The sequence below is a fragment of the Streptomyces sp. NPDC043870 genome (genome assembly GCF_056435785.1).
This window is the reverse complement of record NZ_JBWKDT010000013.1, coordinates 65770-86724: the sequence shown is the minus strand read 5'-3', so window position 1 is coordinate 86724 and position 20955 is coordinate 65770. Positions and strand designations below refer to the sequence as shown.

Below are 20955 nucleotides of genomic sequence, written 5' to 3'. Positions count from 1 at the left end.
CAGAGGATCACCTCGGCCGGTCGAGTCGCTGGATGAGCAGGTCGGCCAGGCGGTCGCGGCCGGCCGGCGCGGCGGCGTCGGTGAGATAGATGGCGTTCAACAGCTGGTCGGTGGCGAGGAGTTCACTGCGCGAGCGCTCCAGGAAGTGGGCGATGAGATCCTCGCCGGAGCGTGCCGCCTCGTCGCCGAGGTGGGCGCGTACGAAGGTGGCGAGCCGCTGATGGTCCGGGCGGCCCAGCTCCAGGTGGATGCAGCGGCGCATCAGGGGCGCCGGGAAGTCGCGCTCACCGTTGCTGGTCAGGACGACGAACGGGAAGGACCGGCACTGCACCCGGCCGCCGGTCACGGTCGCCTTGGTGCCGTCGTCGGTGAGGACCTCGGCCCGGCCGTCCGGCAGCCGGTCGGCGATCCGCTCCAGCTCGGGGATGCCGAACTCGCCCTCCTCCAGCACATTGAGGAGGTCGTTCGGCAGGTCGATGTCGCTCTTGTCCAGCTCGTCGATGAGCAGGACGCGCGGCCGGTCCGCGGGCAGCAGAGCGGTGCCCAGCGGGCCCAGCCGGATGTAGCTGCCGATGTCGTCGGCCGGTCCGGACCCGGGCTCACGCGCGGCGCTGTGCGCGGCGATCTGGACGTCCTGAAGTCTGGCGATCGCGTCGTAGTGGTACAGCCCGTCCTGGAGGGTGGACCGGCTGACGACGGGCCAGCGCAGCACCCTGCCGAGGCCCAGCTCATGGGCGACGGAGTGGGCCAGGGTGCTCTTGCCCGCGCCGGGGCTTCCGGTGACGAGCAGCGGACGCCGCAGATAGAGCGCGGCGTTGATCATTTCGAGCTCCTCGGCGCCCGGCCGGTGCAGTTCGGCCACGTGCCGGTAGCCGCCGAGCCTGCGGTCGGCCGAGCCGTCCGTGTGCTCGCCCGGCTCGCCGTCCGCGCCGGCCGCGTCGCGGCCCGCGAAGTCCCGCCAGGGCGGCGGTGGCGGCAGGTGCTCGATGCCCTCGTGAGGTTCGCCGGCCCCTCGGTAGATGAGCCACTCGCTGGGTTCGCTCATAGCGTCTTCCTCGTCGTCACTCGTCCGCAGGGGGCAGCAGCCGAACGTGCCTTACGGTAGCGATCCGTTGTACCCCCCGTAAGGGGATGACCGGCCGCGCGGTTCACGGGGCCTCCAGGAACTGGCCGGAGCCGGGCAGCGGATGGTGCGGATCGTCGTAGAACAGCGCGACCCCGTCCGACCAGTACGTCTCCGTACGGCCCGCATGCACCCCCTGTCTCAGTTCATGTACCTTCCGCGGCAGTTGGTCGGCGGTCCCCGCCTCGGCGACGGTGTCGGCCGACCGTCGGTGGAACTCCGTGCAGACCGTGTCCGGCCTGCCGTTGGCGCGCCGCCACAGGGCGACTCCGAAGCCGCCGTCGAGCACCCGCACGAGCCCTGCGGCGTCGTCCGGCTCCGGCCCGGCGCCGTACCGGCAGAGCACCGGCACCGTCCCGTGCGCCAGCGACCGCAGCTCCGCCGCCTCCGGTACGGGTACCCGCAGTCCGTCCTCGCAGTCGACGACCGCGGACCGCGTCAGAGCGTTCCGCGTACGGTTCCAGCGCGCCAGGCGCTCCGCCGCCTCGTCGTCCGTCGGCGGGGGCGGGAGGTCGGAGCAGCGGACGACCACGGGGCGCGCCACCCCGAGCGGCGGCCCGTCCGGCGGTACGTGCCACCTGTCGACATCGAGTCCGAGCAGCGCCCGGACCACGGCGACCTGGAGGACGGCGGGGCTGTCCGGCTCGTCGCACCGCCTGAACGCCTCGGTCAGCGGCGCGGCGATCCGCGCGGGGAGCGCTTCGAGGGCGGTGCCGTGGCTGTCCTCGGCGACCGGCAGGACGTCCCTGGTGTGGCGGGAGACGCCGATGCGCCAGTCGTAGCGGTCCCGTTCCCAGCCGCGCGGCTCCAGCTCCAGCAGCACGAAGGGGCGTTCGTCCGCGCGCCGGGTCGGCTCGTGCAGGGACAGGGGCGCGCGCTGGTGTTCGTGGTCCGGGCGGTGGCGGCCGGTGTGCCAGAGCAGAGTGAGCTCGTTGCGGAACTCCCGGGAGAGGCGTTCCTCGGCGATCCGCTTCACCCACTCCCACAGGGACTTCTCCGCGGTGATGGTGGACGGCGTGGCATAGGGCCGGTCGGCGGCGATGACGCTCATGCAGTAGCGCAGGACCAGCTCCAGCGCGCTGTCCCCGCCCCGGGCGTCGTACAGCGCGCCGAGCCCGTCGCGCCAGCCGCGCGGCGCGGGACGGTGGTCGCGCGGATGGCTGCCCGGGAGCCGCTCGAGCTGGTCGAGGAGGCTGCGGGTGCTCACCGGGGGCGGGAACTCGGCGAGCCGTCCGAGCAGGTCGATGCGCTGCCGCGGACTGAGCGCGCGGCCGGCGCCCGCGCGTAGTTCGCTCTGTGCGTCGGCCCAGGTGTGGTCGGTGCCCACGGGGCTGGTGTGCCGGTCGGCGTGGTAGCGGTCATGGGCGTGGAAGACGGCCTGATAGGTGTCGTCCGACTCGGATCCGACCGCTGCGGTGGGCACGGGCAGCGAGCGCAGCCGTTCGACCCCGATCGAGGTGCCGCCCTGGCCGCCGTCGGTACGTGACTTGAGTACGCCGACGACCTCGCCGCGTGCGAGATCGACGACCGGTGAGCCGGAGACGCCGGGAACCAGCCAGTCCCCGTCGAGCCGGATCTGCTCGTCGGCGTCGGCCCAGCCGCCGTAGGTCCCCATGACCTCGCACCGCCCGGTGAGCCGCTTGGGCTCTCCGTCCACGACGGTCCAGCCCGCGTAGTGGACAGTGCCGCCTTCGAGCAGGGCCGTCGGGCGCTCGGTGACGTACACACAGGCGTGCTCGACGGGCCGCAGCAGCCGGATGAGCGCGAGGTCGGGCGGGGGCCAGCCGGCGGGCGGGCCGTACGCCGGCCGGCTGCCCGGGTTCTCGGGCAGGGCGGCGACCACCGTGCCGGCGACGGTGGTCTCGCCGCTGCCGGGTCCCGTCTCGAAGACCACGTTCACCGCGCGCCCCTCCCCCCGCATCGCCACATGCGCACATGTGAGGACCCAGCTCGGGGCGATGAAGAAGCCGCTCCCCAGGAAGCCGCCGCCGGATCCGTCAGGCGCATACCCCGGCCGGCTCCCATGGATTCGTACGGTCGCGGCCATCACGAGGTTCAGCAGCGCACGGCGTGTGTGGTCGGGGACGCCCCCTGCGCCCCGCACCGACCCGTCCGTCATGATCCGCCGCCGTCGGACGGGGCGGCCCCGTCCGGGTGCGCCGCCGCGCCGGGGGATGCGCCCGGTGGCGGGGCGGCGGGCATGGGCGGGGCGGCGGGCGCGGGGGACGCGGGCGGTGGGGGCGGTATGGGCGGTGTGGGCGACGTGTCCACAGGCGGGCCGCCGTTCCAGGTGAGCGTGACCTTGATGGCGCCTTTCGCCTCGCCGTCCGCGAGCAGCCCGACGACCTTGCCCGCCTTGGCCGTGAGCTCGATGCCGAACTCGACGCTGACCTCGTCCGGCCGCACGGCCCGCAGGGGCTCGGCGAGCGAGCGCGCGACACCGGTCACGACGCCCTGCAGGCTCTCGACCCTGGCCTGCACCTGCTCGGCGAATCCGACGTCGCTGTACGACAGCCCCGCCGGCGCACCGGAGCGCTCCAGCTCCTCGGCGCCGGAGATCCGCGCCCAGACCGGTGTGCCGTCCGGCAGCACGATGCGCGTGATGCGGGCTTCACTGTCACCCATGGCAACCCCCGTTCCCCCAACTCCCCGCAGATTAGCCCCCGTACGGAGCCGATGGGAGGTACACGGAGCAGGACGCCGAGGCGGGGCGGACCGGTTCTGAACGGGTCGCCGGAAGGGCACGCGGGGAGCTTGGCCCCCGGGACCCGCGGCCCCTCGGGGTCCGGGGCGGCCGTGCACAGGGGGACGTGGGAGAGACCCGCCGGCCACGTCCTACGCTTGTTCCCATGTACTTCACCGACCGTGGCATCGAGGAACTGGAGAAGCGGCGCGGCGAGGAGGAGGTCACTTTCGAGTGGCTCGCCGAACAGCTGCGCACGTTCGTCGATCTCAACCCCGACTTCGAGGTTCCGGTCGAGCGGCTGGCCACCTGGCTGGCGCGGCTCGACGACGAGGACGAGGACGAGGACGAGTAGAGGACGAGCAGAGGACGGGTGGAGGAGGACGGGTAAGAGGCTCGCGTCCGCGGCGTCCCGAGGGGCCGTCCGGGCGGCCGTCCTGACAGGTGTTGTCGCTCGGTCCACGACCGCCCGAGGGCTGTCCGGCACGGGTTCCTCGCTCCGTCCGCGACGGCCGGGGGCTGTCCAGCACGGGGCGTCCTTTTCCGTCCGCGACGGCCGGGTGCTGCCGGCCGCTCCCTCGCCGGGCCGCGCGTCAGACGCGGGCCCTGGCCAGGCCCAGCAGGCCGTGGACCAGCAGAATGGCGCCGGCCGTGGTCCAGCCCGCGCTGCGGCGGGCCAGCCCCCACGCGGTCAGCGGCAGGCCGGCGGCGATCTGAGCAGCGGCCAGCACCCGGGCCCCCGGAAGGCGCCGGGCGGCGAAGGACTCCGCCCGTACGGCATCGCGCCGGCCGTGCGCTTCCTCCTCCTCGGCCTGCTCGGTCTCCGCGAGGGGCCGGACGGCGGCACGGAGACGGTCGGCCGGCTCGCCGGGGGCGAGGCCCGCGGGCAGGCCGAGGCCGGTGCGGGACAGTACGGCGACGAGCCCTCGGAGCCGGGCGCGGGCGTCCGCATCGCGGTCGGGACGGGTGAGCGGCTCCAGGTCCTGGACGTCCAGGACCGGGTCGAGCCCGAGCCGGGCCGCGAACGTACGCATGGCCTCGTCCTCACCGACCGGGGTGCCGTCCGCGAGCCAGACGTAGCCGACGGTGCGGCGGAAGCCCGCGGCAAGGGTGAAGCCGGCCCGGTCCGCGTCCCACCACAGGGCCAGCACGGGCCAGTTCGCGCCGACCGCGAGCGCCGCGGCCCATCCGGAGAGGACCCGCTCGACCGGTTCCCCGCCGCTCAGCCAGGGCGTGCCCTCCGGGACGAGCACGCTCCAGCCGTCGCCGGCGGCAGCCAGCAGGAGCCGCTCACGCAGCAGAGGGACCGAGGGCCGTACCTCGGCCGGCTCGGCCCGGCAGAGCAGCAGGGCGCCCGCGGATGTCGCGTTCATGCCCCACACGCTAGGCCACTTTGTCCCCATTTGCCGCGAGGGTTCGCACCGTTTGACCCACCGGGCGGACCTGAGGACTCCACGATCACTCTTGACTTCCCACAGCCGCGATATATCGTGTTGTTCGCGAGACGCGATATGTTGCGTTCAGGCCCGAGGAGGTCAGCACCATGCCAGACTCGACGTGGGAAGTCGCCGAGCCGAAGAAGCTCACCTTCGACGAGCCCGTCACGGCTCTCAATGTGCGCATCGTCAATGGAACGGTGAACGTCGTGGGCACCGACGAGAGTTCCACGCGCCTCGAGGTCACCCAGCTGGACGGCCCGCCGCTGATCGTGACGCGCAACGGCTCCACGCTCTCCGTCGCCTACGAGGACCTGCCCTGGAAGGGCTTCCTCAAGCTGCTGGACCGCAAGGGCTGGCAGCACAACGCCGTGGTGTCCCTCGCCGTCCCCGCCGCGGCGAGCGTGGAGGTCGGCGTCGTCGGCGCCGGGGCCGTCATCTCCGGCATCCGGGGGCGCACGGACGTACGCGGCATCAGGGGCGACACCACGCTCGTCGGGCTGTCCGGCACGGTCCGCGCGGAGACGGTCTCCGGCAGCCTGGAGGCGCAGTCGGTCACCGGCGATCTGCGCTTCAGCTCCGTCTCCGGCGATCTGACCGTGATCGAGGGCGCGGGCTCGTCCGTACGGGCGGACTCCCTCAGCGGCGACATGGTCATCGACGTCGACGGGACGCCCACGGACATCCGGGTCACCAGCGTCTCCGGCGAGGTCGCGATCCGGCTGCCGCACCCCGCGGACGCGCACGTCGAGGCCAGCACCACGAGCGGGGCCGTCTCCAACGCGTTCGAGGACCTGCGGGTCAGCGGACAGTGGGGCGCCAAGAAGATCACCGGCACGCTCGGGTCCGGCAAAGGCACGCTCAAGGCCACGACCGTCTCCGGGGCCATCGCCCTGCTTCGACGCCCGCCGCAGACGGACGATCCGTACGACACGCACGGCCCGGACGGCCCGGACGGCCCGGACGGCCCGGACGGCTTGAACGACCCGGACGGCTTGGACGACCCGGGCAGCCCGGACGGCCCGGACGGCCTGAACAACCCGAACCGCTCGAACGGCTCGTCCGACAAGACAGGAAAGGTGCTCTGACATGCCGCCCGTCTTCGCCCACGGCCGCCTCCGCCTCTATCTGCTGAAGCTCCTCGACGAGGCCCCGCGCCACGGCTACGAGGTGATCCGGCTGCTGGAGGAGCGCTTCCAGGGGCTGTACGCACCGTCCGCCGGCACCGTCTATCCGCGACTGGCCAAGCTGGAGGCCGAGGGCCTGGTCACGCACGCCACCGAAGGCGGCCGCAAGGTGTACTCGATCACCGACGCCGGCCGGGAGGAACTGGCCGGCCGCAGCGGGGAGCTGGCCGACCTCGAACTGGAGATCCGCGAGTCCGTCTCCGAACTCGCCGCGGAGATCCGCGACGACGTGCGGGGCGCGGCGGGGAAGCTGCGCAGCGAGATGCGGGCCGCGGCGACGGAGAACCGGCACAGCACGGGGCACACCGGCAAGGGGCAGTCGCCCTTGGGTGACTTCGGCGATCTCGGTGACTTCGGCGACAAGGAGGCGTGGCGGGCCGCGAAGGAGGAGCTGCGGCGCGCGAGGGAGGAGTGGAAGGAGCAGGCCCGACGGGCGAAGGACGAGTCCCGCCGGGCCCGCGAGGACGCGAAGACCGCGCGCCGCCAGGCCAAGGAGGCGCAGGAGCAGGCGCGGGAGGAGATCCAGCGGATCGCCCGTCAGGTCCAGGACCAGGTGCAGGGGCACTTCGTGCGGGGCGACTGGCCGACCGGCCTGCGGGAAGGAATCGCCGAACTGACCTCCCAGCTGGGCGGTATGGCCCGCGGCACGGCGTGGCCCCCGTACGTCAAGCCGGACCCGTCCGGCGCGAACCCCGACTGGGGGAAGGACACCCCCGACACGGGCGACCCCGCCCGCGATCTGGAGCGCCTCCTCGACCGCTTCCGCGACGACATCCGCGACGCGGCCCGCGACCACGGCGTGACGCCGGCCCAGCTGGGCGAGGCCCGTCGCCACCTCTCCACTGCGGCAGCGCACATCGCCGCGCTGCTGCGCGGCGGGAGCTGACCGGTTTCCGGCCACCGGCCCCCGGGGCGGGGCCGTGCAGCGACAGCAGTTGCGCGCACGGCCCGCCCGCCGGGGCCGTCACCCCCGGCCGACCGTCACCGTCACCCGCGCTCCCGGCTTCGCGTACACCCGCTCACCCACCCGCACGCCGCCGGACACCCCGACCCGCCATCCCCGCGCGGACACGCCCGGCAGCGAGAGCTCCGTGACGTACGAGCCGCGCGCGTCGTACGACAGCCGGTACGTACCGCTGGACGGGTCCCAGTTCTCCTCGCGCACCACCCCGGCGACCGCCCGCGCGTACGGCGCCGCCGTCTGCTCCTTGTTCGTACGGAAGCGGCCGTCGCCGTCCACCGCGCAGTACCCGCCCCCGTAACACCACACGTAGCCCGCCCATCCCGAGCTGTAGCGCCCGAGCGAGGCCAGCGCGTCACGGTAGAAGCGGGCCATGTTCGGGAGGGAGTTGTTGAGCGGGCCCCACTCCCCCACGACCACCGGGACGCGGTACGCCTCCGGGTACGCGGTGACCGCGGCCTCGTACGACGCGATCCAGCCGGCCGAGGGGTCGTAGTCCGCACCCGCCTCCATCGCGGTGTTGTAGAAGTGCGGGGCGTACACGACCTTGGGGTCCTTGATCTTCCCGAGGCCGGTCGGGACGCCTTCGCCGACGATCGGGGTCGGCTCCACGAAGACCCAGTTGTCGTCGTCGACGGAACGGACGGCGTCCGCGAGGCGGTTGTACATCGTGGTGAGCTGGTCCCGCTCGATTCGGCGAGCCGCGGCCGGCAGGTCCTCGCCCTCCCGCAGCTCACCCATCGGCTCGTTGATGAGGTCGTAGCCGATGACCGCGGGATGCTCCCCGAAACGGCCGGCCAGCACGCGCCACATGCGCGCCTGGGCCCGTCGCAGGTCCTCGTCCTCGTACAGATGCGTGAAGGCCCGCTGCACGGCAGGCTCGAAGTACTCGGCGAACCAGTCGTCCGGATGCGGGGTGAACGGCAGCCCGTCGGTCCGTGTCGCCCACTCCGGTATGCCGCGATGCCCGAAGGCCGGCCCGAAGACGTCCTGGTGGGCGTCGATCAGAACCTGGATGTCGTGCTTCTCCGCCCAGCCCAGGACGCGTTCGATCTTCCGCAGATACGTCTCGCTGTAGCGGCCGCGCACCGGCTCCAGGTCGTCCCAGAAGACCAGCAGCCGGGCGAAGTCGAACCCTTGCGCCCGCATGTCGCGGAAATGCTTCTCGGTGATGGCGGACAGGGCCTGGTCGCCGCGGTGGGTCTTGTCCTCGACGTTCCAGCCGCGCAGCGTCAGGACCCGCCCGCGGTCGTCGGTCAGCCGGGGTATGCCCGGCGCCGGACCGTCCGCATGGGCGGGCGGTGTCCCCGCGGCCAGGACGACGGAGCAGGCGGCGAACGCGAGAAGGCGGTGCATGGCGACCTCCGGCACGGCGCGACGGCAGTGCCGGAGATCCCATCAAGACATCTGACGAACCATCAAGAGTTCGTCAGGACAATCTTCCCGAACAGCTCACCGGACGCCATCTTCTCGAAGCCCTCCCGCGCCCGGTCCAGCGGCAGCACCTCGTCGATCACCGGGCGCACCCCGGTCGCCGCGCAGAAGGCGAGCAGATCCTCCAGCTCGTCCTTCGTGCCCATCGTCGAGCCGACGACCTTCAGCTCCAGGAAGAAGATCCGGGTCAGCTCGGCGTGCGAGGGCCGGTCGCCGCTCGTCGCACCGGAGATCACCAGCGTGCCGCCCGGGCGCAGCGACTTGACCGAATGCGACCAGGTGGCCGCTCCGACCGTCTCCATGACGGCGTCCACGCGCTGCGGCAGCCGCGCCCCCGGCTCGAAGGCGTCGACCGCGCCGAGCTCGACCGCCCGCTTCCGCTTGGCCTCGTCGCGGCTGGTCGCGTACATCCGCAGCCCCGCCGCCTTGCCGAGGACGATCGCGGCGGTCGCGACACCGCCGCCCGCGCCCTGCACGAGGACCGAGTCCCCGGGCCGCACTCCGGCGTTGGTGAAGAGCATGCGGTACGCCGTCAGCCAGGCGGTGGGGAGGCAGGCGGCCTCCTCGAAGGAGAGCTCCTTCGGCTTGGGCAGGACGTTCCACACGGGCACGGCGACCTGCTCGGCGAACGTTCCCTGGTAGTGCTCGGTGAGGATGGAGCGGGGCTCACGCGGGCCCACGCCATGACCGGTCTGGCCGATGACCGAGTGGAGCACCACCTCGTTGCCGTCCGCGTCGACGCCGGCGGCGTCGCAGCCGAGGATCATCGGGAGCTTGTCCTCGGACAGACCGACGCCGCGCAGCGACCACAGATCGTGATGGTTGAGCGAGGCGGCCCTGACGTTGACTACCGTCCAGCCGGGCGGTGCCTCAGGAGTGGGGCGTTCCCCCAGTTCGAGGCCGCTCAGCGGCTGGTCACGGTCGATGCGGGCGGCGTAGGCAGCGAACATGACCTTGACGATAGGGCGGACCGGTGCGCGGCGGAACCGCGCACGGGTGTGACGCACACCCTCTTTGGCCCCGGCGGCCTTTGGTCCCGGCGGCGCAAACGCCACGGTCCCGGGCGCCACAGGACGACCGGGACCGTGGAGGTCCGGGGACATCGGCCCCGGAGAGAACATCAGCGGCGGGCGACGCCCTCCGCACGGGCCGCCGCGGCGACGGCCGCGGTGACCGCGGGGGCGACCCGCTCGTCGAACGGCGACGGGATCACGTAGTCCGCGGCGAGCGCGTCGCCCACCACGTCCGCCAGCGCGTTCGCCGCCGCGATCTTCATGCCCTCCGTGATCCGGGACGCGCGGACCTGGAGGGCCCCCGCGAAGATGCCCGGGAAGGCGAGCACGTTGTTGATCTGGTTCGGGAAGTCGCTCCGGCCCGTGGCCACGACCGCGGCGTACTTGTGCGCCACGTCCGGGTGGACCTCCGGGTTCGGGTTGGCCATGGCGAAGACGAACGCGTCCTTCGCCATCGAGGCGACCGCCGGCTCCGGCACCGTACCGCCGGAGACGCCGATGAAGACGTCGGCTCCGGCCAGCGCGGCCTCCAGCGAGCCGGAGAGACCCGCGCGGTTCGTGATCTCGGCGAGCTCGCGCTTCACCGGCGTGAGGTCCTCGCGGTCCTGGCTGACGATGCCCTTGCGGTCGGCGACCGCGACATCGCCGATCCCGGCCTCCAGCAGGAACTTCGCGATGGCGACACCCGCCGCGCCGGCTCCCGAGATGACGGCGCGCAGGTCGCCCAGACCCCGGCCGGTCAGCTTCGCCGCGTTGCGCAGGGCCGCGAGAGTGACGATCGCCGTACCGTGCTGGTCGTCGTGGAAGACCGGGATGTCGAGCCGCTCCTGGAGCTTGCGCTCGATCTCGAAGCACCGCGGTGCCGAGATGTCCTCCAGGTTCACCCCGCCGAAGGACGGGGCGAGCCGGACGACGGTCTCCACGATCTCGTCGGCGTCCGTGGTCGCGAGCGCGATCGGCACCGCGTCCACGCCGCCGAACTGCTTGAACAGAATCGCCTTGCCCTCCATCACGGGGAGCGAGGCTTCCGGGCCGATGTCACCGAGCCCGAGCACCGCGGTGCCGTCCGTCACAACGGCCACGACCTGCGATTTCCAGGTGTAGTCGTGGACGAGCTCCGGCTGCTCGGCGATCGCGGTGCACACCTTGGCGACGCCCGGGGTGTACGCGAGGGACAGGTCGTCCTTGTTCCGCACCGGCACAGTGGCCTGGACGGCCATCTTGCCGCCGCGGTGCAGCGCGAAGGCCGGATCGAAGGGCTCACCGGAATCCCCGGGAGCACTCTCCGCACCGCCGTCGCTGCGAGGATTGACGATCTCCGCTGCCATTTGGTTTGACCCCTTAAGTCTTCATCAGTTGAGGGTGGCCGCTCCTGGTTGAGGAGGGGTGGGCGGGCACCGCGCACGTTCCCTGTACTAGGCGGTTGGCCCGCCCGTCAGGGGGAGGTACGTGCGCGCGGGCGCGCCGCACAACGCGCCCTGAGCCCCGGATGAGGGGTGTAAGGATCCTTCATACCGGACGGACTTAACCGCTGACGAGTCCATTGGCCGCTCAGTGACCGCTCGGTGACATGACTCATAGCGGCATATGCTGACAAGTCAGGAACGGGCGGTGAAACGCACTATGAATCCTGTCCGCATGCTGAGACGGACCGAAGATCTTCCGGCCGGAAGAAGGTAAAGCCGCAGATGGTGCGGCCGGCCCGGTCCTGATGTACCGGCCTGTCGTAGTTCGGGGGTCACCCGTTATCCGATTTTGACATGCGGAGCCCCCTGAATATGCGGGTCCGAATGGCAAGATGCCGTAATCACACAAGGTCGCGACACTCGCTGCTGCGTGCCCGACCTAGGCAACTCCCACACTTCGCCGGAGGAACCCGACCATGACCGCAAGCACCATCCGCCGCTCCACCGCCGCGCGGACCCGTATGTCCCGCCTTGTCGCGGCCGGCGCGATCGCGGTCGCCGGCTCCATGCTGCTGACCGCCTGTGGTGACCAGACCGCGAACAGCGGCAAGGAGCAGGGTGCCGCCACGTCGGCCGCTCCGCTGGCGGACAAGCTGCCGCAGTCGATCCGCGACAAGGGCGTCGTCAAGGTCGGCTCGGACATCGCGTACCCGCCGGTGGAGTTCAAGGACGACTCCGGCAAGGTCGTGGGCATCGACCCCGACCTCGCGGACGCGCTCGGCAAGCAGCTCGGCGTGAAGTTCGAGTTCGAGAACGGCACGTTCGACACCCTGATCACCGGTCTGCGTTCCAAGCGGTACGACATCGCGATGTCGGCCATGACCGACACCAAGGACCGTCAGGAAGGTGTGGACTCCGAGACCGGCAAGAAGGTCGGCGAGGGCGTCGACTTCGTCGACTACTTCACCGCCGGTGTCTCGATCTACACCAAGAAGGGCGCCGACAAGGGCATCAAGACCTGGGCCGACCTGTGCGGCAAGAAGATCGTCGTACAGCGTGGCACGGTCTCCGAGGACCTCGCCAAGGCCGAGAGCACCAAGTGCACGAAGGCCAAGAAGGGCAAGATCACGATCGAGGCCTTCGACAACGACCAGCAGGCCCAGACCCGCCTGCGGGCCGGCGGCGCGGACGCCGGTTCCTCGGACTTCCCGGTCGCGGCGTACGCCGTGAAGACCTCCGGCGGCGGCAACGACTTCCAGATCGTCGGCGAGCAGGTCGAGGCGGCCCCCTACGGCATCGCGGTGGCCAAGTCCAACACGCAGCTGCGCGACGCGCTCCAGGCCGCGCTCGACGCGATCATCAAGAACGGCGAGTACCAGAAGATCATCGCAAAGTGGGGCGTCGCGGACGGCGCGGTGACCGAGGCCAAGATCAACGGCGGTTCCTGACCCCGGGTCGGAATCCCACTCGGCACTGAAGCACTGAAAGGCTCCACGTGACTGTCGACATCGAAAAGACGGGCCCGGAGGACGCACCGACCCCGCCGTCCGGGCCGGAGGCCATCACGGCCATTCCGGTCCGGCACTACGGCCGGTACGTCGCCGCCGTCGTCGCGATCGCGCTGCTCGCGGCGATCGTCTACGCCTTCTCCCAGGGCAAGATCAACTGGGGGGCGGTCCCCGACTACTTCTTCGACCAGCGCATCCTCGACGGCGTCGGCCAGACCCTCATCCTGACGATCCTGTCGATGGCCATCGGCATCATCGGCGGCATCCTCCTCGCGGTGATGCGCCTGTCGCACAACCCGGTGACCTCCTCGATCGCCTGGTTCTACATCTGGTTCTTCCGCGGCACCCCGGTCCTGGTCCAGCTGTTCGTCTGGTTCAACCTCGGCCTGGTCTTCGAGTACATCAACCTCGGCCCGTTCTACAAGGACGAATGGTCCGACTTCATGACGCCGTTCCTCACGGCGCTCCTCGGCCTGGGCCTGAACGAGGCCGCCTACATGGCCGAGATCTGCCGGGCCGGCCTGCTCTCCGTCGACGAGGGCCAGACCGAGGCCTCCCACGCCCTGGGCATGAGCCACAGCAAGACCCTGCGCCGCGTCGTCATCCCGCAGGCCATGCGTGTGATCGTGCCGCCCACGGGCAACGAAGTCATCAACATGCTCAAGACCACCTCCCTGGTCGCCGCCGTGCAGTACTACGAACTGCTCCGCCAGGCCCAGGACATCGGCCAGACCTCCGGCGCACCGGTGGAGATGCTGTTCCTGGCCGCCGCCTGGTACCTGATCCTCACCTCCATCCTCAGCGTCGGCCAGTACTACCTGGAGCGCTACTACGCCCGCGGCTCCAGCCGCAGCCTGCCGCCCACCCCGCTGCAGAAGATCAAGGCCAGCGTGTTCTCGGTGCGCCGCCCGAAGGGAGTTGCGGCATGACCGCCATGGTGAAGGCCGAAGGCGTCCACAAGTCCTTCGGCCACGTCGAGGTCCTCAAGGGCATCGACCTGGAGGTCGCCCCCCGCGAGGTGTTCTGCCTCATCGGCCCCTCCGGCTCCGGCAAGTCGACCTTCCTGCGGTGCATCAACCACCTCGAGAAGATCAACGCCGGCCGGCTCTACGTCGACGGCGACCTCGTCGGCTACCGCCAGAAGGGCGACAAGCTCTACGAGCTCAAGGACACCGAGGTCGCCCTCAAGCGCCGCGACATCGGCATGGTCTTCCAGCGCTTCAACCTGTTCCCCCACATGACCGCCATGGAGAACGTCATGGAGGCCCCGGTCCAGGTCAAGGGCGAGACCAAGGCGGTGGCCCGGGAACGCGCCGCCCGCCTGCTGGACCGCGTCGGCCTCGGCGACAAGGCCGGCAACTACCCCTCCCAGCTCTCCGGCGGCCAGCAGCAGCGCGTCGCCATCGCCCGTGCCCTGGCGATGGAACCCAAGCTGATGCTCTTCGACGAGCCCACGTCCGCCCTTGACCCCGAGCTCGTCGGCGACGTCCTCGACGTCATGCGCGGCCTCGCCGAGGACGGCATGACCATGGTCGTCGTCACCCACGAGATGGGCTTCGCCCGCGAGGTCGGCGATTCGCTGGTCTTCATGGACGGCGGCGTCGTCGTCGAGTCCGGCAACCCCCGCGACGTGCTCACCAACCCCCAGCACGACCGCACCAAGGCATTCCTCTCCAAGGTGCTGTAGCGGACCGACCGTAAAGGGCGGGTACGGGCGCGATGCGTCCCGTGCCCGCCCTTCCGCGTGCCCGCCCTTCCGCGTACTCGGCTTTCCGCGTACTCGGCTTTCCGCGTACTCGACCGCCCGCGGCTACTTGAGCGCGAGGACGAGGGAGTCGGACGGGGACGCCCAGACCGCGCGGGCCTCGGCGAAGCCGGCGGCGCGCAGGGTGCGGGCGTGCCACTCGAGGGAGGGGGTGTCGCCGTCGGCGTGCTCGCCGTAGATCTCGAAGCGGCGGGCGGTGGGGGCGGCGAGGACCGGGTCCTGGGCGGCCAGCGCCCACCAGTCGGCCCAGTCGAGCGCTCCGGCGTCCCTGGTCCGGTCCATTCCCGCGTGGCGGTGGGCGCGCTCGGCGGCGTTGATGCGAGGGGTCGTGTCGTCCCTCATGTGATCGGCGTTCATGAAGACGCCGCCGTCGGCGACGAGCCCGGCGACCTGCCCGTAGAGGGTGGCGAGCGGCTCGCTGTGCAGCCAGTGCAGGGCGGTGGCGGTGAGGACGGCGTCGTACGAGCCGTGCGGCAGGGCCCCGGTCCACTCGGGGTCTTTGAGATCGGCGGTGACGAAGGTGACGCGCTCGTCGCCCGCGAAGTACCCCTCGGCGATGGTCAGCAGGGCGGGATCGAGATCCACGCCGACGCTCACGGCTTTCGGGAACCGCTTGAGGAGCCGGTCCGTGATACTTCCCGTACCGCACGCGAGGTCCAGGACCCTCGGCTCGGGGCCGACGACGGCCTCGACCATGTCCAGCATCACCCGGAACCGCTCCTCGCGATCGGGCATGTACCACTCCTGCTGGCGGTCCCAGCTTTCCTGCCAGGCCTGCCAGTCGGTTCCGGTCGCCGTCTCCGTCATGGGAATCCCTCCGCTTCGTAATACCCTCGAACTACAGGCATCTGTTACCTCACGCATCGCCGACACTAGACTTCATCCGTAAGGACTACAAGTGGAACTGGCCTATTACTCGGACTACGCCGTACGCCTCGTCAACACCGAGGAGCCGGCTCGCAACAAGGACACGCTCACGTCGGTCGAGGCGGTCCGCGAGCTCTTCGGCCCGTCCTCCCAGGCCGCCCGCCGCGCCACGGACGCGGACGTCACCCGGTTCCGTTCGGTACGGGCCAGGCTCCGCGCGGTCTTCACCGCGGCGGACTCCGGCGACCAGACCCAGGCCGTCGACCTGCTCAATTCACTGCTGCTCGAGTTCCCGGTCAGCCCGCAGATCTCGGGCCACGACTACCTCGACGACGAGGGCCGGCCGCGCTGGCACATGCACCTCGCCGACCACCCCTCCAACGCGACCGCCGGATACGCGGCGATCGCCGCGATGGGGCTCGCCTTCCACCTCACCGAGTTCGGCGTCGACCGGCTCGGCCTGTGCCAGGCCGCGCCCTGCCGCAACGCCTACCTCGACACGTCCACCAACCGCTCGCGCCGCTACTGCTCCGACCGCTGCGCCACCCGCGCCAACGTCGCCGCCTACCGAGCCCGCAAACGCCTGGAGAGCGAGCGGTCCGACAGCACGGGCGACACCGCGGACGTCACCCAGCCCAGCACCTCGCGCACCGACCGCTGACCGCGCGGGCGCGGGCGGTACCGGGCCCGCACCCGCCCCAGCACCAGCTCCCCGGGCACGGTGCCGAACACCCGGCTGTCCCCCTCCGCGTACGGGTTGTCCCCCAGCACCCACCAGCCGCCCTCGCGCCGCTCCGCCAGCCGCTTCACGATCAGCAGGTTCTGCTGCAGCGGATGCCGCATCACCGCCACGTCCCCCGTCCGCAGCACGGCCCCGTAGTGCACCAGGAGCCGATCCCCGTGCGCCAGCGTCGGATACATGGAGGGCCCGGTCACCTCCGCGATCCCGAAGGCCACTCTCGGCTCCCGCACCTGCTCAGTCATCGGCCACCTCCCGGTCCCACGGTATGTTCCGCCACCGGTCCCGTAATCACCCTGGACTTTTGTCCTAAGCCCAAGGGGGCACTCGCGAAAACACGTCTCTCACGGAGTAATGTCCCACCTGAGAAGACGATCACGAGGAAGGACAGCTCAATGCTCTCCCGCCTGTTTGCCCCCAAGGTGAAGGTCAGCGCCCACTGCGACCTCCCCTGCGGCGTGTACGACCCGGCCCAGGCCCGCATCGAGGCCGAGTCGGTCAAGGCCGTCCAGGAGAAGATGGCCGCGAACGACGACCCGCACTTCCAGGCCCGCGCCACGGTCATCAAGGAGCAGCGCGCAGAGCTCGCCAAGCACCACGTGTCGGTGCTGTGGAGCGACTACTTCAAGCCCCCGCACTTCGAGAAGTACCCGCAGCTGCACGAGCTGGTCAACGAGACCCTGAAGGCGCTGTCCGCCGCGAAGGCGTCGAAGGACCCGAAGACGGGCGAGAAGGCGCTGGAGCTCATCGCCGAGATCGACCGCATCTTCTGGGAGACCAAGAAGGCCTGATCTTGATTCAGGCTTTCTGACCTGCGATTTCCTTGATCGCCTGGTCTTCCTGTCCGCACCCGGTCCGCAGGCCGCCGAGCACGGCGTCCATGGCGGTCCGGGTGCGGTCTTCTTTGCCCGGCCACAGGTCGGCGCAGATCCGCAGCGTGATGACGGCGGACGCGTGGCCGAGGACCAGCTGGACCTGCTTGAGCTCGCTCCGCCGAGGATGCGCACGGAGGCGAGAAGTGCCGCAGGTCGTGGGTCACCATGTGCGGCAGCTCGACGGGCTTGCGGCCCTCGCGTTCGGCGGCCTCGTTCTCGGCCGCCTGGAGCGCCCTGCGGGCGCCGTTCCGCTCGGTCTTCCACCGGCGGTAGTTGAGAGGCTCACCCTCCTCCATCGTGAACAACCACTCCTTCGAGGGCCGCGCCGCGAGGTGCGCCAGGAGGGCGTCGGTCACGGCCATTTCCGACCCCCGCCACTTCTTCCGCTCGTACTCGGCCGCCGAGATCAGCCGCATGATGACCACACCGTCACCCAGGAGCGTTCCCTCCCGATGACCGTCCCCACCACCCGCGTCCGCGAGCTCAACCTCTACCGCCAGTACTTCGAACTCGTCGTCGCCGGCACCAAGACCATCGAGGTGCGGGTCAAGTACCCGCACCTCGCCGACCTCACTGCCGGCGACGCCATCCGCTTCCGTATCAAGAGCACCGACGAGACCTGCGACGTGAGGGTCCTCCGCGTCACCGAGTACCCCAACTTCGAAGCGCTCCTTGACGGCGAGGGCCCGGCCAGCATCAACCCGACCGCCACCCGCGACCAGCAGCTGACCAACATCCGCACCATCTACAGCTCCGAGAAGGAAGCCCTCGGCGCTCTCGCCATCAAGATCGAGCGGTCTATCTGACGGATGAGCCCCGGACGGGGCCCTGCGCCCCGCCCGTCCGGAACACGTCGCTGTCCCGGCGGGCGTGGCTAGCCTTGGTGACTCGCCGCACGAGGGGAGAGCGAGTCGTGATCAAGGCCGTGCGAGGGATCGTACTTCCGGAGCGGGAGGAGCGGACGTACGTCATCGACGGCGGCCGTCTCCGCTGCGACGTCCCGCCCTCCGGCGCCGAACTCGTCGTCGACGGCGGCTTCCTGCTGCCCGGTCTCGTCGACGTACACACGCATCCCGGTACGGAGGCGACCGACTCGCCCTTCGACGAGTCCGTGCTGCGCAAGCATCTGCTGCAGCACCGGGACGCCGGTGTGCTGCTGGTGCGCACGCCCGGGACCGCGGCGCGGATGCCGGCGTGGGTGGACCGCGACGGGGAGCTGCCGCGGGTACGGTCGGCGGGGCGGTGGCTGGCGACGCCGGGGCGGTTCTTCCCCGGGTTCGGGCGCGACATCCGTGAGGACGAACTGCCGGTCGCGGCAGTCGAGGAGGCCACGGCCTCGTCCGGCTGGTGCAAGGTCATCGGCGACTGGCGGTGGGACGAGCCGGCCGTACCGCTCGACATCCTCACCGCAGCCGTGGCGGCCGTGCACGCCGCCGGCGGCAACGTCGCGGTGCACTGCCAGACCGCCGAGGGCGCGCGCAACGCCGTGCTCGCCGGGGCCGACAGCCTGGAGCACGGGATGCATCTCGATCCGGGCCTGCTCGACCGGATGGCCGTGCAGGGCACGGCATTTGTGCCCACGCTCGGCGCCTTCGGTTCGAAGGCCGACGCCTGGTACGCCCAGGAACGCAGCGCCCGCCTCGACAACCTGATCACCGGCTGGGAGGGCCTCCTCGCGAACGTCCGCTCCGCGTACGAGGCCGGGGTCACCGTCCTCGCCGGCACCGACAGTTTCCCGTGCGGGACGGTCGCCGCGGAGGCGGCCTGGCTGGCCCGCGCCGGCATGCCGGCCGAGGCGGCGCTGGGCGCGGCCTCGTGGGCGGCCCGCAGCTGGCTGGGCCTGCCGGGGCTGACGGACGGCGCCCCGGCCGATCTCGTCGCATACGACTCCGACCCGGCCCTGAGCCCCGGCGTGCTGGGCCGTCCGTCCCGGATCATCCTCCGTGGCCGGGTGGTGCGCTGACTCCCCGCCGGCCGGGCTCGGGCCGGCCGGGGGCTCATGCCGCCGGTGTGTGCAGCAGCGGGCTCTTGTTGCGCAGCAGCCACTGCCGGTAGGGCGCGGCACGCAGCGCAGCCTCCCGGTACGCGGCCGCCAGATCCGCGTAGATCCGGTCGTACGTCTCCGCTCCCGCGCCGGGTCCGAATCCGAATCCGAATCCGGCTCCGAATCCGGCTCCGAATCCGGGTCCGGGTCCGGCTCCGAATCCGGGTCCGAATCGGGGACGCCAGTAGAGCAGGAGCCGTACCGCCAGCGGATCGTCCCGCAGCGGGCGTATCGCCATGTCCTCGCGCGGTCCCGACGTCGGCTGGCAGGGCGCCACCGCCTCGCCGACCACGATCAGGGACGCGGCGGTGTGGTAGTCCGCGTGCAGCACCGGCGGGTCGATACCGGCGGCGTCGAGCACCCGGCGCAGACCGTCCCACTCCCCGTCGACCGTCGGGTCGACCATCCACCGGTCTCCGGCCAGGTCGGCGAGATCGACGACGGGCGCCGCGGCGGCCGGGTGATCGCGGGCCATCGAGATGAACTGCGGTTCCCGCTCGACGAGTACGCGCCGCTCCAGCCCTTCGGGTACGAGCAGCGGGCAGCCCTCCACCTCGTGCACGAACGCCACGTCGAGCTGACCGGCGGCGACCATCCGCAGCAGCGCGTTCGCCGAGACGTCCATGTGGAGGGAGAGGTCCGTGCCGTCGGGCAGCCGCCGGCGCAGCCGCCGCAGCCAGCCGGCGAGGGCGCGGCTCGCGGTGGAGCCGATCCGCAGGCACCGCCCGTCCGCGCGCGCGACGGCCGCTTTGGTCTCCGTGATCAGCGCGGACATCTCGGCGACGAGGGGGCGCGCCCGGCTCAGTACGGAACGGCCGAGTGGGGTGGGCCGGCAGCCGGTGCGTTCCCGCGAGAACAGCTCCGCGCCGAGGGCGTTCTCTATGCGTTGCAGCTGGGTCGTCAAGGAGGGCTGGCTCATTCCCAACTGCCGGGCGGCCTTGTGCAGACTGCCCGCGTCGGCGATCGCGCACAGCGCGCGCAGGTGCCTCACCTCCAGCTCCATGCTTCGAGCGTAGGACGGTACCTTGTGTCACACCAGACACCCGCGTCGCAGTAATTTCCTTGGATTCAGAGGCAGTTGGGGCTGGCCATTGGCGTGATGTCGTTGTGCTATCGGCTGTTGGCATCATCCCGGGCGGGGACGGGCTCCCCGAAACTCTCCTCTACCGAACCCCACTCGGACGAGGAGAACCCCCCATGAGACACCCCGAGCGACGCCCCAAGGCGTTACTCTCCGCCGCCCTCGGTCTGGGCCTCGCCGCCGCACTGACCGCCGCCGTCCCCGCCGCCGCGAGCACCGCTGTCCCCGCCACCGCCACCGTCACCGCGAGCACTGCCGTCCCCACCGGCAAGGCAGCGTCGGCAGTCGCGTACGCCGGTTCGGCGGAGGACGCCAAGGCGACCAAGGCGTTCTTCGACGCCGTCATGAAGTCGGTCGCCGAGAAGCGCGCCAAGAACCCGGGCGCCCGGGCCGTCACCGTCGTCTACAGCGCGAGCAACGCGCCGAGCTTCCGCTCGCAGATATCCAGCAGCACGCAGATATGGAACAGCTCCGTCTCCAGTGTGCGGCTGCAGGAGGGCAGCAACCCCGACTTCCGGTACTACGAGGGCAACGACCCGCGCGGCTCGTACGCCAGCACCGACGGGCACGGTCGCGGCTACATCTTCCTCGACTACCGGCAGAACCAGCAGTACAACTCCACACGCGTCACCGCCCACGAGACCGGCCATGTGCTCGGCCTCCCCGACCACTACTCCGGCCCCTGCAGCGAACTGATGTCGGGCGGCGGCCCCGGCACGTCCTGCCAGAACGCCTACCCCAACGCGGCCGAGCGCTCGCGCGTCAACCAGCTCTGGGCGAACGGCCTCGCCGCCGCAATCGCCAAGGTTTCCTGACCGCACGCCCCCCACGGC

21 protein-coding genes and 1 pseudogene are annotated in these 20955 nt (G+C 71.2%); 11 read left to right on the top strand and 11 right to left on the bottom strand.

From position 1 onward, the window contains the following. Positions 1-7 precede the first annotated feature (7 nt). The 3 genes from AC0699_RS18575 to AC0699_RS18565 all read right to left on the bottom strand — a co-directional run bounded on the left by AC0699_RS18575 (position 8) and on the right by AC0699_RS18565 (position 3748). Positions 8-1045: an AAA family ATPase gene (locus tag AC0699_RS18575; protein WP_478661266.1), complete on the bottom strand. Its 1038-nt coding sequence runs from the start codon at positions 1043-1045 to the stop codon at positions 8-10. Positions 1046-1148: 103 nt separating this feature from the next. Then, on the bottom strand, positions 1149-3242 hold the full coding sequence (locus AC0699_RS18570) for a VMAP-C domain-containing protein (protein WP_478661264.1): 2094 nt from the start codon (positions 3240-3242) through the stop codon (positions 1149-1151). Next, complete coding sequence (locus tag AC0699_RS18565; RefSeq protein WP_478661262.1) at positions 3239-3748, bottom strand: CU044_2847 family protein; 510 nt, start codon at positions 3746-3748, stop codon at positions 3239-3241. Before AC0699_RS18565 ends, AC0699_RS18570 begins: the two co-directional genes overlap by 4 nt. A 224-nt stretch (positions 3749-3972) precedes the next feature. Here AC0699_RS18565 and AC0699_RS18560 point away from each other — a divergent pair, with 224 nt between their 5' ends. After that, complete coding sequence (locus tag AC0699_RS18560; protein ID WP_136236161.1) at positions 3973-4161, top strand: DUF6104 family protein; 189 nt, start codon at positions 3973-3975, stop codon at positions 4159-4161. Positions 4162-4399: 238 nt separating this feature from the next. Here the strand turns inward: AC0699_RS18560 and AC0699_RS18555 are convergent, their stop codons facing one another. Beyond that, the gene (locus tag AC0699_RS18555) at positions 4400-5179 is read right to left on the bottom strand and encodes a hypothetical protein (RefSeq protein WP_478661259.1); all 780 of its coding nucleotides are present in this window, start codon (positions 5177-5179) and stop codon (positions 4400-4402) included. Between the two features lie 170 nt (positions 5180-5349). Here AC0699_RS18555 and AC0699_RS18550 point away from each other — a divergent pair, with 170 nt between their 5' ends. Next, entirely contained in the window at positions 5350-6330 is a 981-nt protein-coding gene (locus AC0699_RS18550; protein WP_478661256.1) for a DUF4097 family beta strand repeat-containing protein, read from the top strand. Between the two features lies 1 nt (position 6331). Beyond that, the gene (locus AC0699_RS18545; RefSeq protein WP_478661253.1) at positions 6332-7315 is read left to right on the top strand and encodes a PadR family transcriptional regulator; all 984 of its coding nucleotides are present in this window, start codon (positions 6332-6334) and stop codon (positions 7313-7315) included. A 78-nt stretch (positions 7316-7393) separates the two neighbouring features. On the opposite strand, the gene AC0699_RS18540 is transcribed toward AC0699_RS18545, so the two are convergent. The 3 genes from AC0699_RS18540 to AC0699_RS18530 form a co-directional block, all read right to left on the bottom strand. After that, positions 7394-8746 (bottom strand): cellulase family glycosylhydrolase, encoded by a 1353-nt coding sequence (locus AC0699_RS18540; RefSeq protein WP_478661251.1) that lies wholly within the window; start codon positions 8744-8746, stop codon positions 7394-7396. 62 nt (positions 8747-8808) lie between these two features. After that, positions 8809-9774, bottom strand: a complete 966-nt coding sequence (locus tag AC0699_RS18535) for a zinc-binding dehydrogenase (RefSeq protein ID WP_478661247.1) — start codon at positions 9772-9774, stop codon at positions 8809-8811. 170 nt (positions 9775-9944) lie between these two features. Then, entirely contained in the window at positions 9945-11165 is a 1221-nt protein-coding gene (locus AC0699_RS18530) for an NAD(P)-dependent malic enzyme (protein WP_478661244.1), read from the bottom strand. 554 nt (positions 11166-11719) lie between these two features. Between AC0699_RS18530 and AC0699_RS18525 the strand changes: the two genes are divergently transcribed. The 3 genes from AC0699_RS18525 to AC0699_RS18515 are packed head-to-tail and all read left to right on the top strand — an operon-like array spanning position 11720 to position 14438. After that, positions 11720-12691 carry an ABC transporter substrate-binding protein gene (locus AC0699_RS18525; RefSeq protein ID WP_478661241.1) on the top strand — a complete coding sequence of 324 codons (972 nt, stop codon included), beginning with the start codon at positions 11720-11722 and terminating at the stop codon, positions 12689-12691. Positions 12692-12738: 47 nt separating this feature from the next. Further along, complete coding sequence (locus tag AC0699_RS18520; protein ID WP_478661239.1) at positions 12739-13680, top strand: amino acid ABC transporter permease; 942 nt, start codon at positions 12739-12741, stop codon at positions 13678-13680. Beyond that, positions 13677-14438 carry an amino acid ABC transporter ATP-binding protein gene (locus tag AC0699_RS18515; protein ID WP_478661238.1) on the top strand — a complete coding sequence of 254 codons (762 nt, stop codon included), beginning with the start codon at positions 13677-13679 and terminating at the stop codon, positions 14436-14438. Before AC0699_RS18520 ends, AC0699_RS18515 begins: the two co-directional genes overlap by 4 nt. A 123-nt stretch (positions 14439-14561) precedes the next feature. Here AC0699_RS18515 and AC0699_RS18510 read toward each other — a convergent pair whose 3' ends face one another. Next, entirely contained in the window at positions 14562-15323 is a 762-nt protein-coding gene (locus AC0699_RS18510) for a class I SAM-dependent methyltransferase (protein ID WP_478661236.1), read from the bottom strand. Between the two features lie 91 nt (positions 15324-15414). Here AC0699_RS18510 and AC0699_RS18505 point away from each other — a divergent pair, with 91 nt between their 5' ends. Further along, positions 15415-16044, top strand: a complete 630-nt coding sequence (locus AC0699_RS18505) for a CGNR zinc finger domain-containing protein (protein WP_478661234.1) — start codon at positions 15415-15417, stop codon at positions 16042-16044. Here AC0699_RS18505 and sodX read toward each other — a convergent pair. Then, the gene (sodX, locus tag AC0699_RS18500; RefSeq protein WP_478661233.1) at positions 15948-16367 is read right to left on the bottom strand and encodes a nickel-type superoxide dismutase maturation protease; all 420 of its coding nucleotides are present in this window, start codon (positions 16365-16367) and stop codon (positions 15948-15950) included. The genes AC0699_RS18505 and sodX overlap by 97 nt on opposite strands. Positions 16368-16517: 150 nt before the next feature. Between sodX and sodN the strand changes: the two genes are divergently transcribed. Beyond that, positions 16518-16913, top strand: a complete 396-nt coding sequence (sodN, locus tag AC0699_RS18495; RefSeq protein WP_385420911.1) for a superoxide dismutase, Ni — start codon at positions 16518-16520, stop codon at positions 16911-16913. 7 nt (positions 16914-16920) lie between these two features. Here the strand turns inward: sodN and AC0699_RS18490 are convergent. Next, positions 16921-17353: pseudogene (locus tag AC0699_RS18490) on the bottom strand (tyrosine-type recombinase/integrase); the annotation flags it as partial. Between the two features lie 96 nt (positions 17354-17449). On the opposite strand from AC0699_RS18490, the gene AC0699_RS18485 reads away from it, so the two are divergent. Next, a complete protein-coding gene (locus AC0699_RS18485; protein ID WP_478661230.1) occupies positions 17450-17803 on the top strand; it encodes an ASCH domain-containing protein in 354 nt (117 codons plus the stop codon). 107 nt (positions 17804-17910) lie between these two features. Beyond that, on the top strand, positions 17911-18960 hold the full coding sequence (locus tag AC0699_RS18480; protein ID WP_478661227.1) for an amidohydrolase family protein: 1050 nt from the start codon (positions 17911-17913) through the stop codon (positions 18958-18960). 34 nt (positions 18961-18994) lie between these two features. Here the strand turns inward: AC0699_RS18480 and AC0699_RS18475 are convergent, their stop codons facing one another. Next, a complete protein-coding gene (locus AC0699_RS18475; RefSeq protein ID WP_478661224.1) occupies positions 18995-20044 on the bottom strand; it encodes a LysR family transcriptional regulator in 1050 nt (349 codons plus the stop codon). 194 nt (positions 20045-20238) lie between these two features. On the opposite strand from AC0699_RS18475, the gene snpA reads away from it, so the two are divergent. Next, entirely contained in the window at positions 20239-20937 is a 699-nt protein-coding gene (gene snpA / locus AC0699_RS18470; RefSeq protein ID WP_478661222.1) for a snapalysin, read from the top strand. Positions 20938-20955 lie beyond the last annotated feature (18 nt).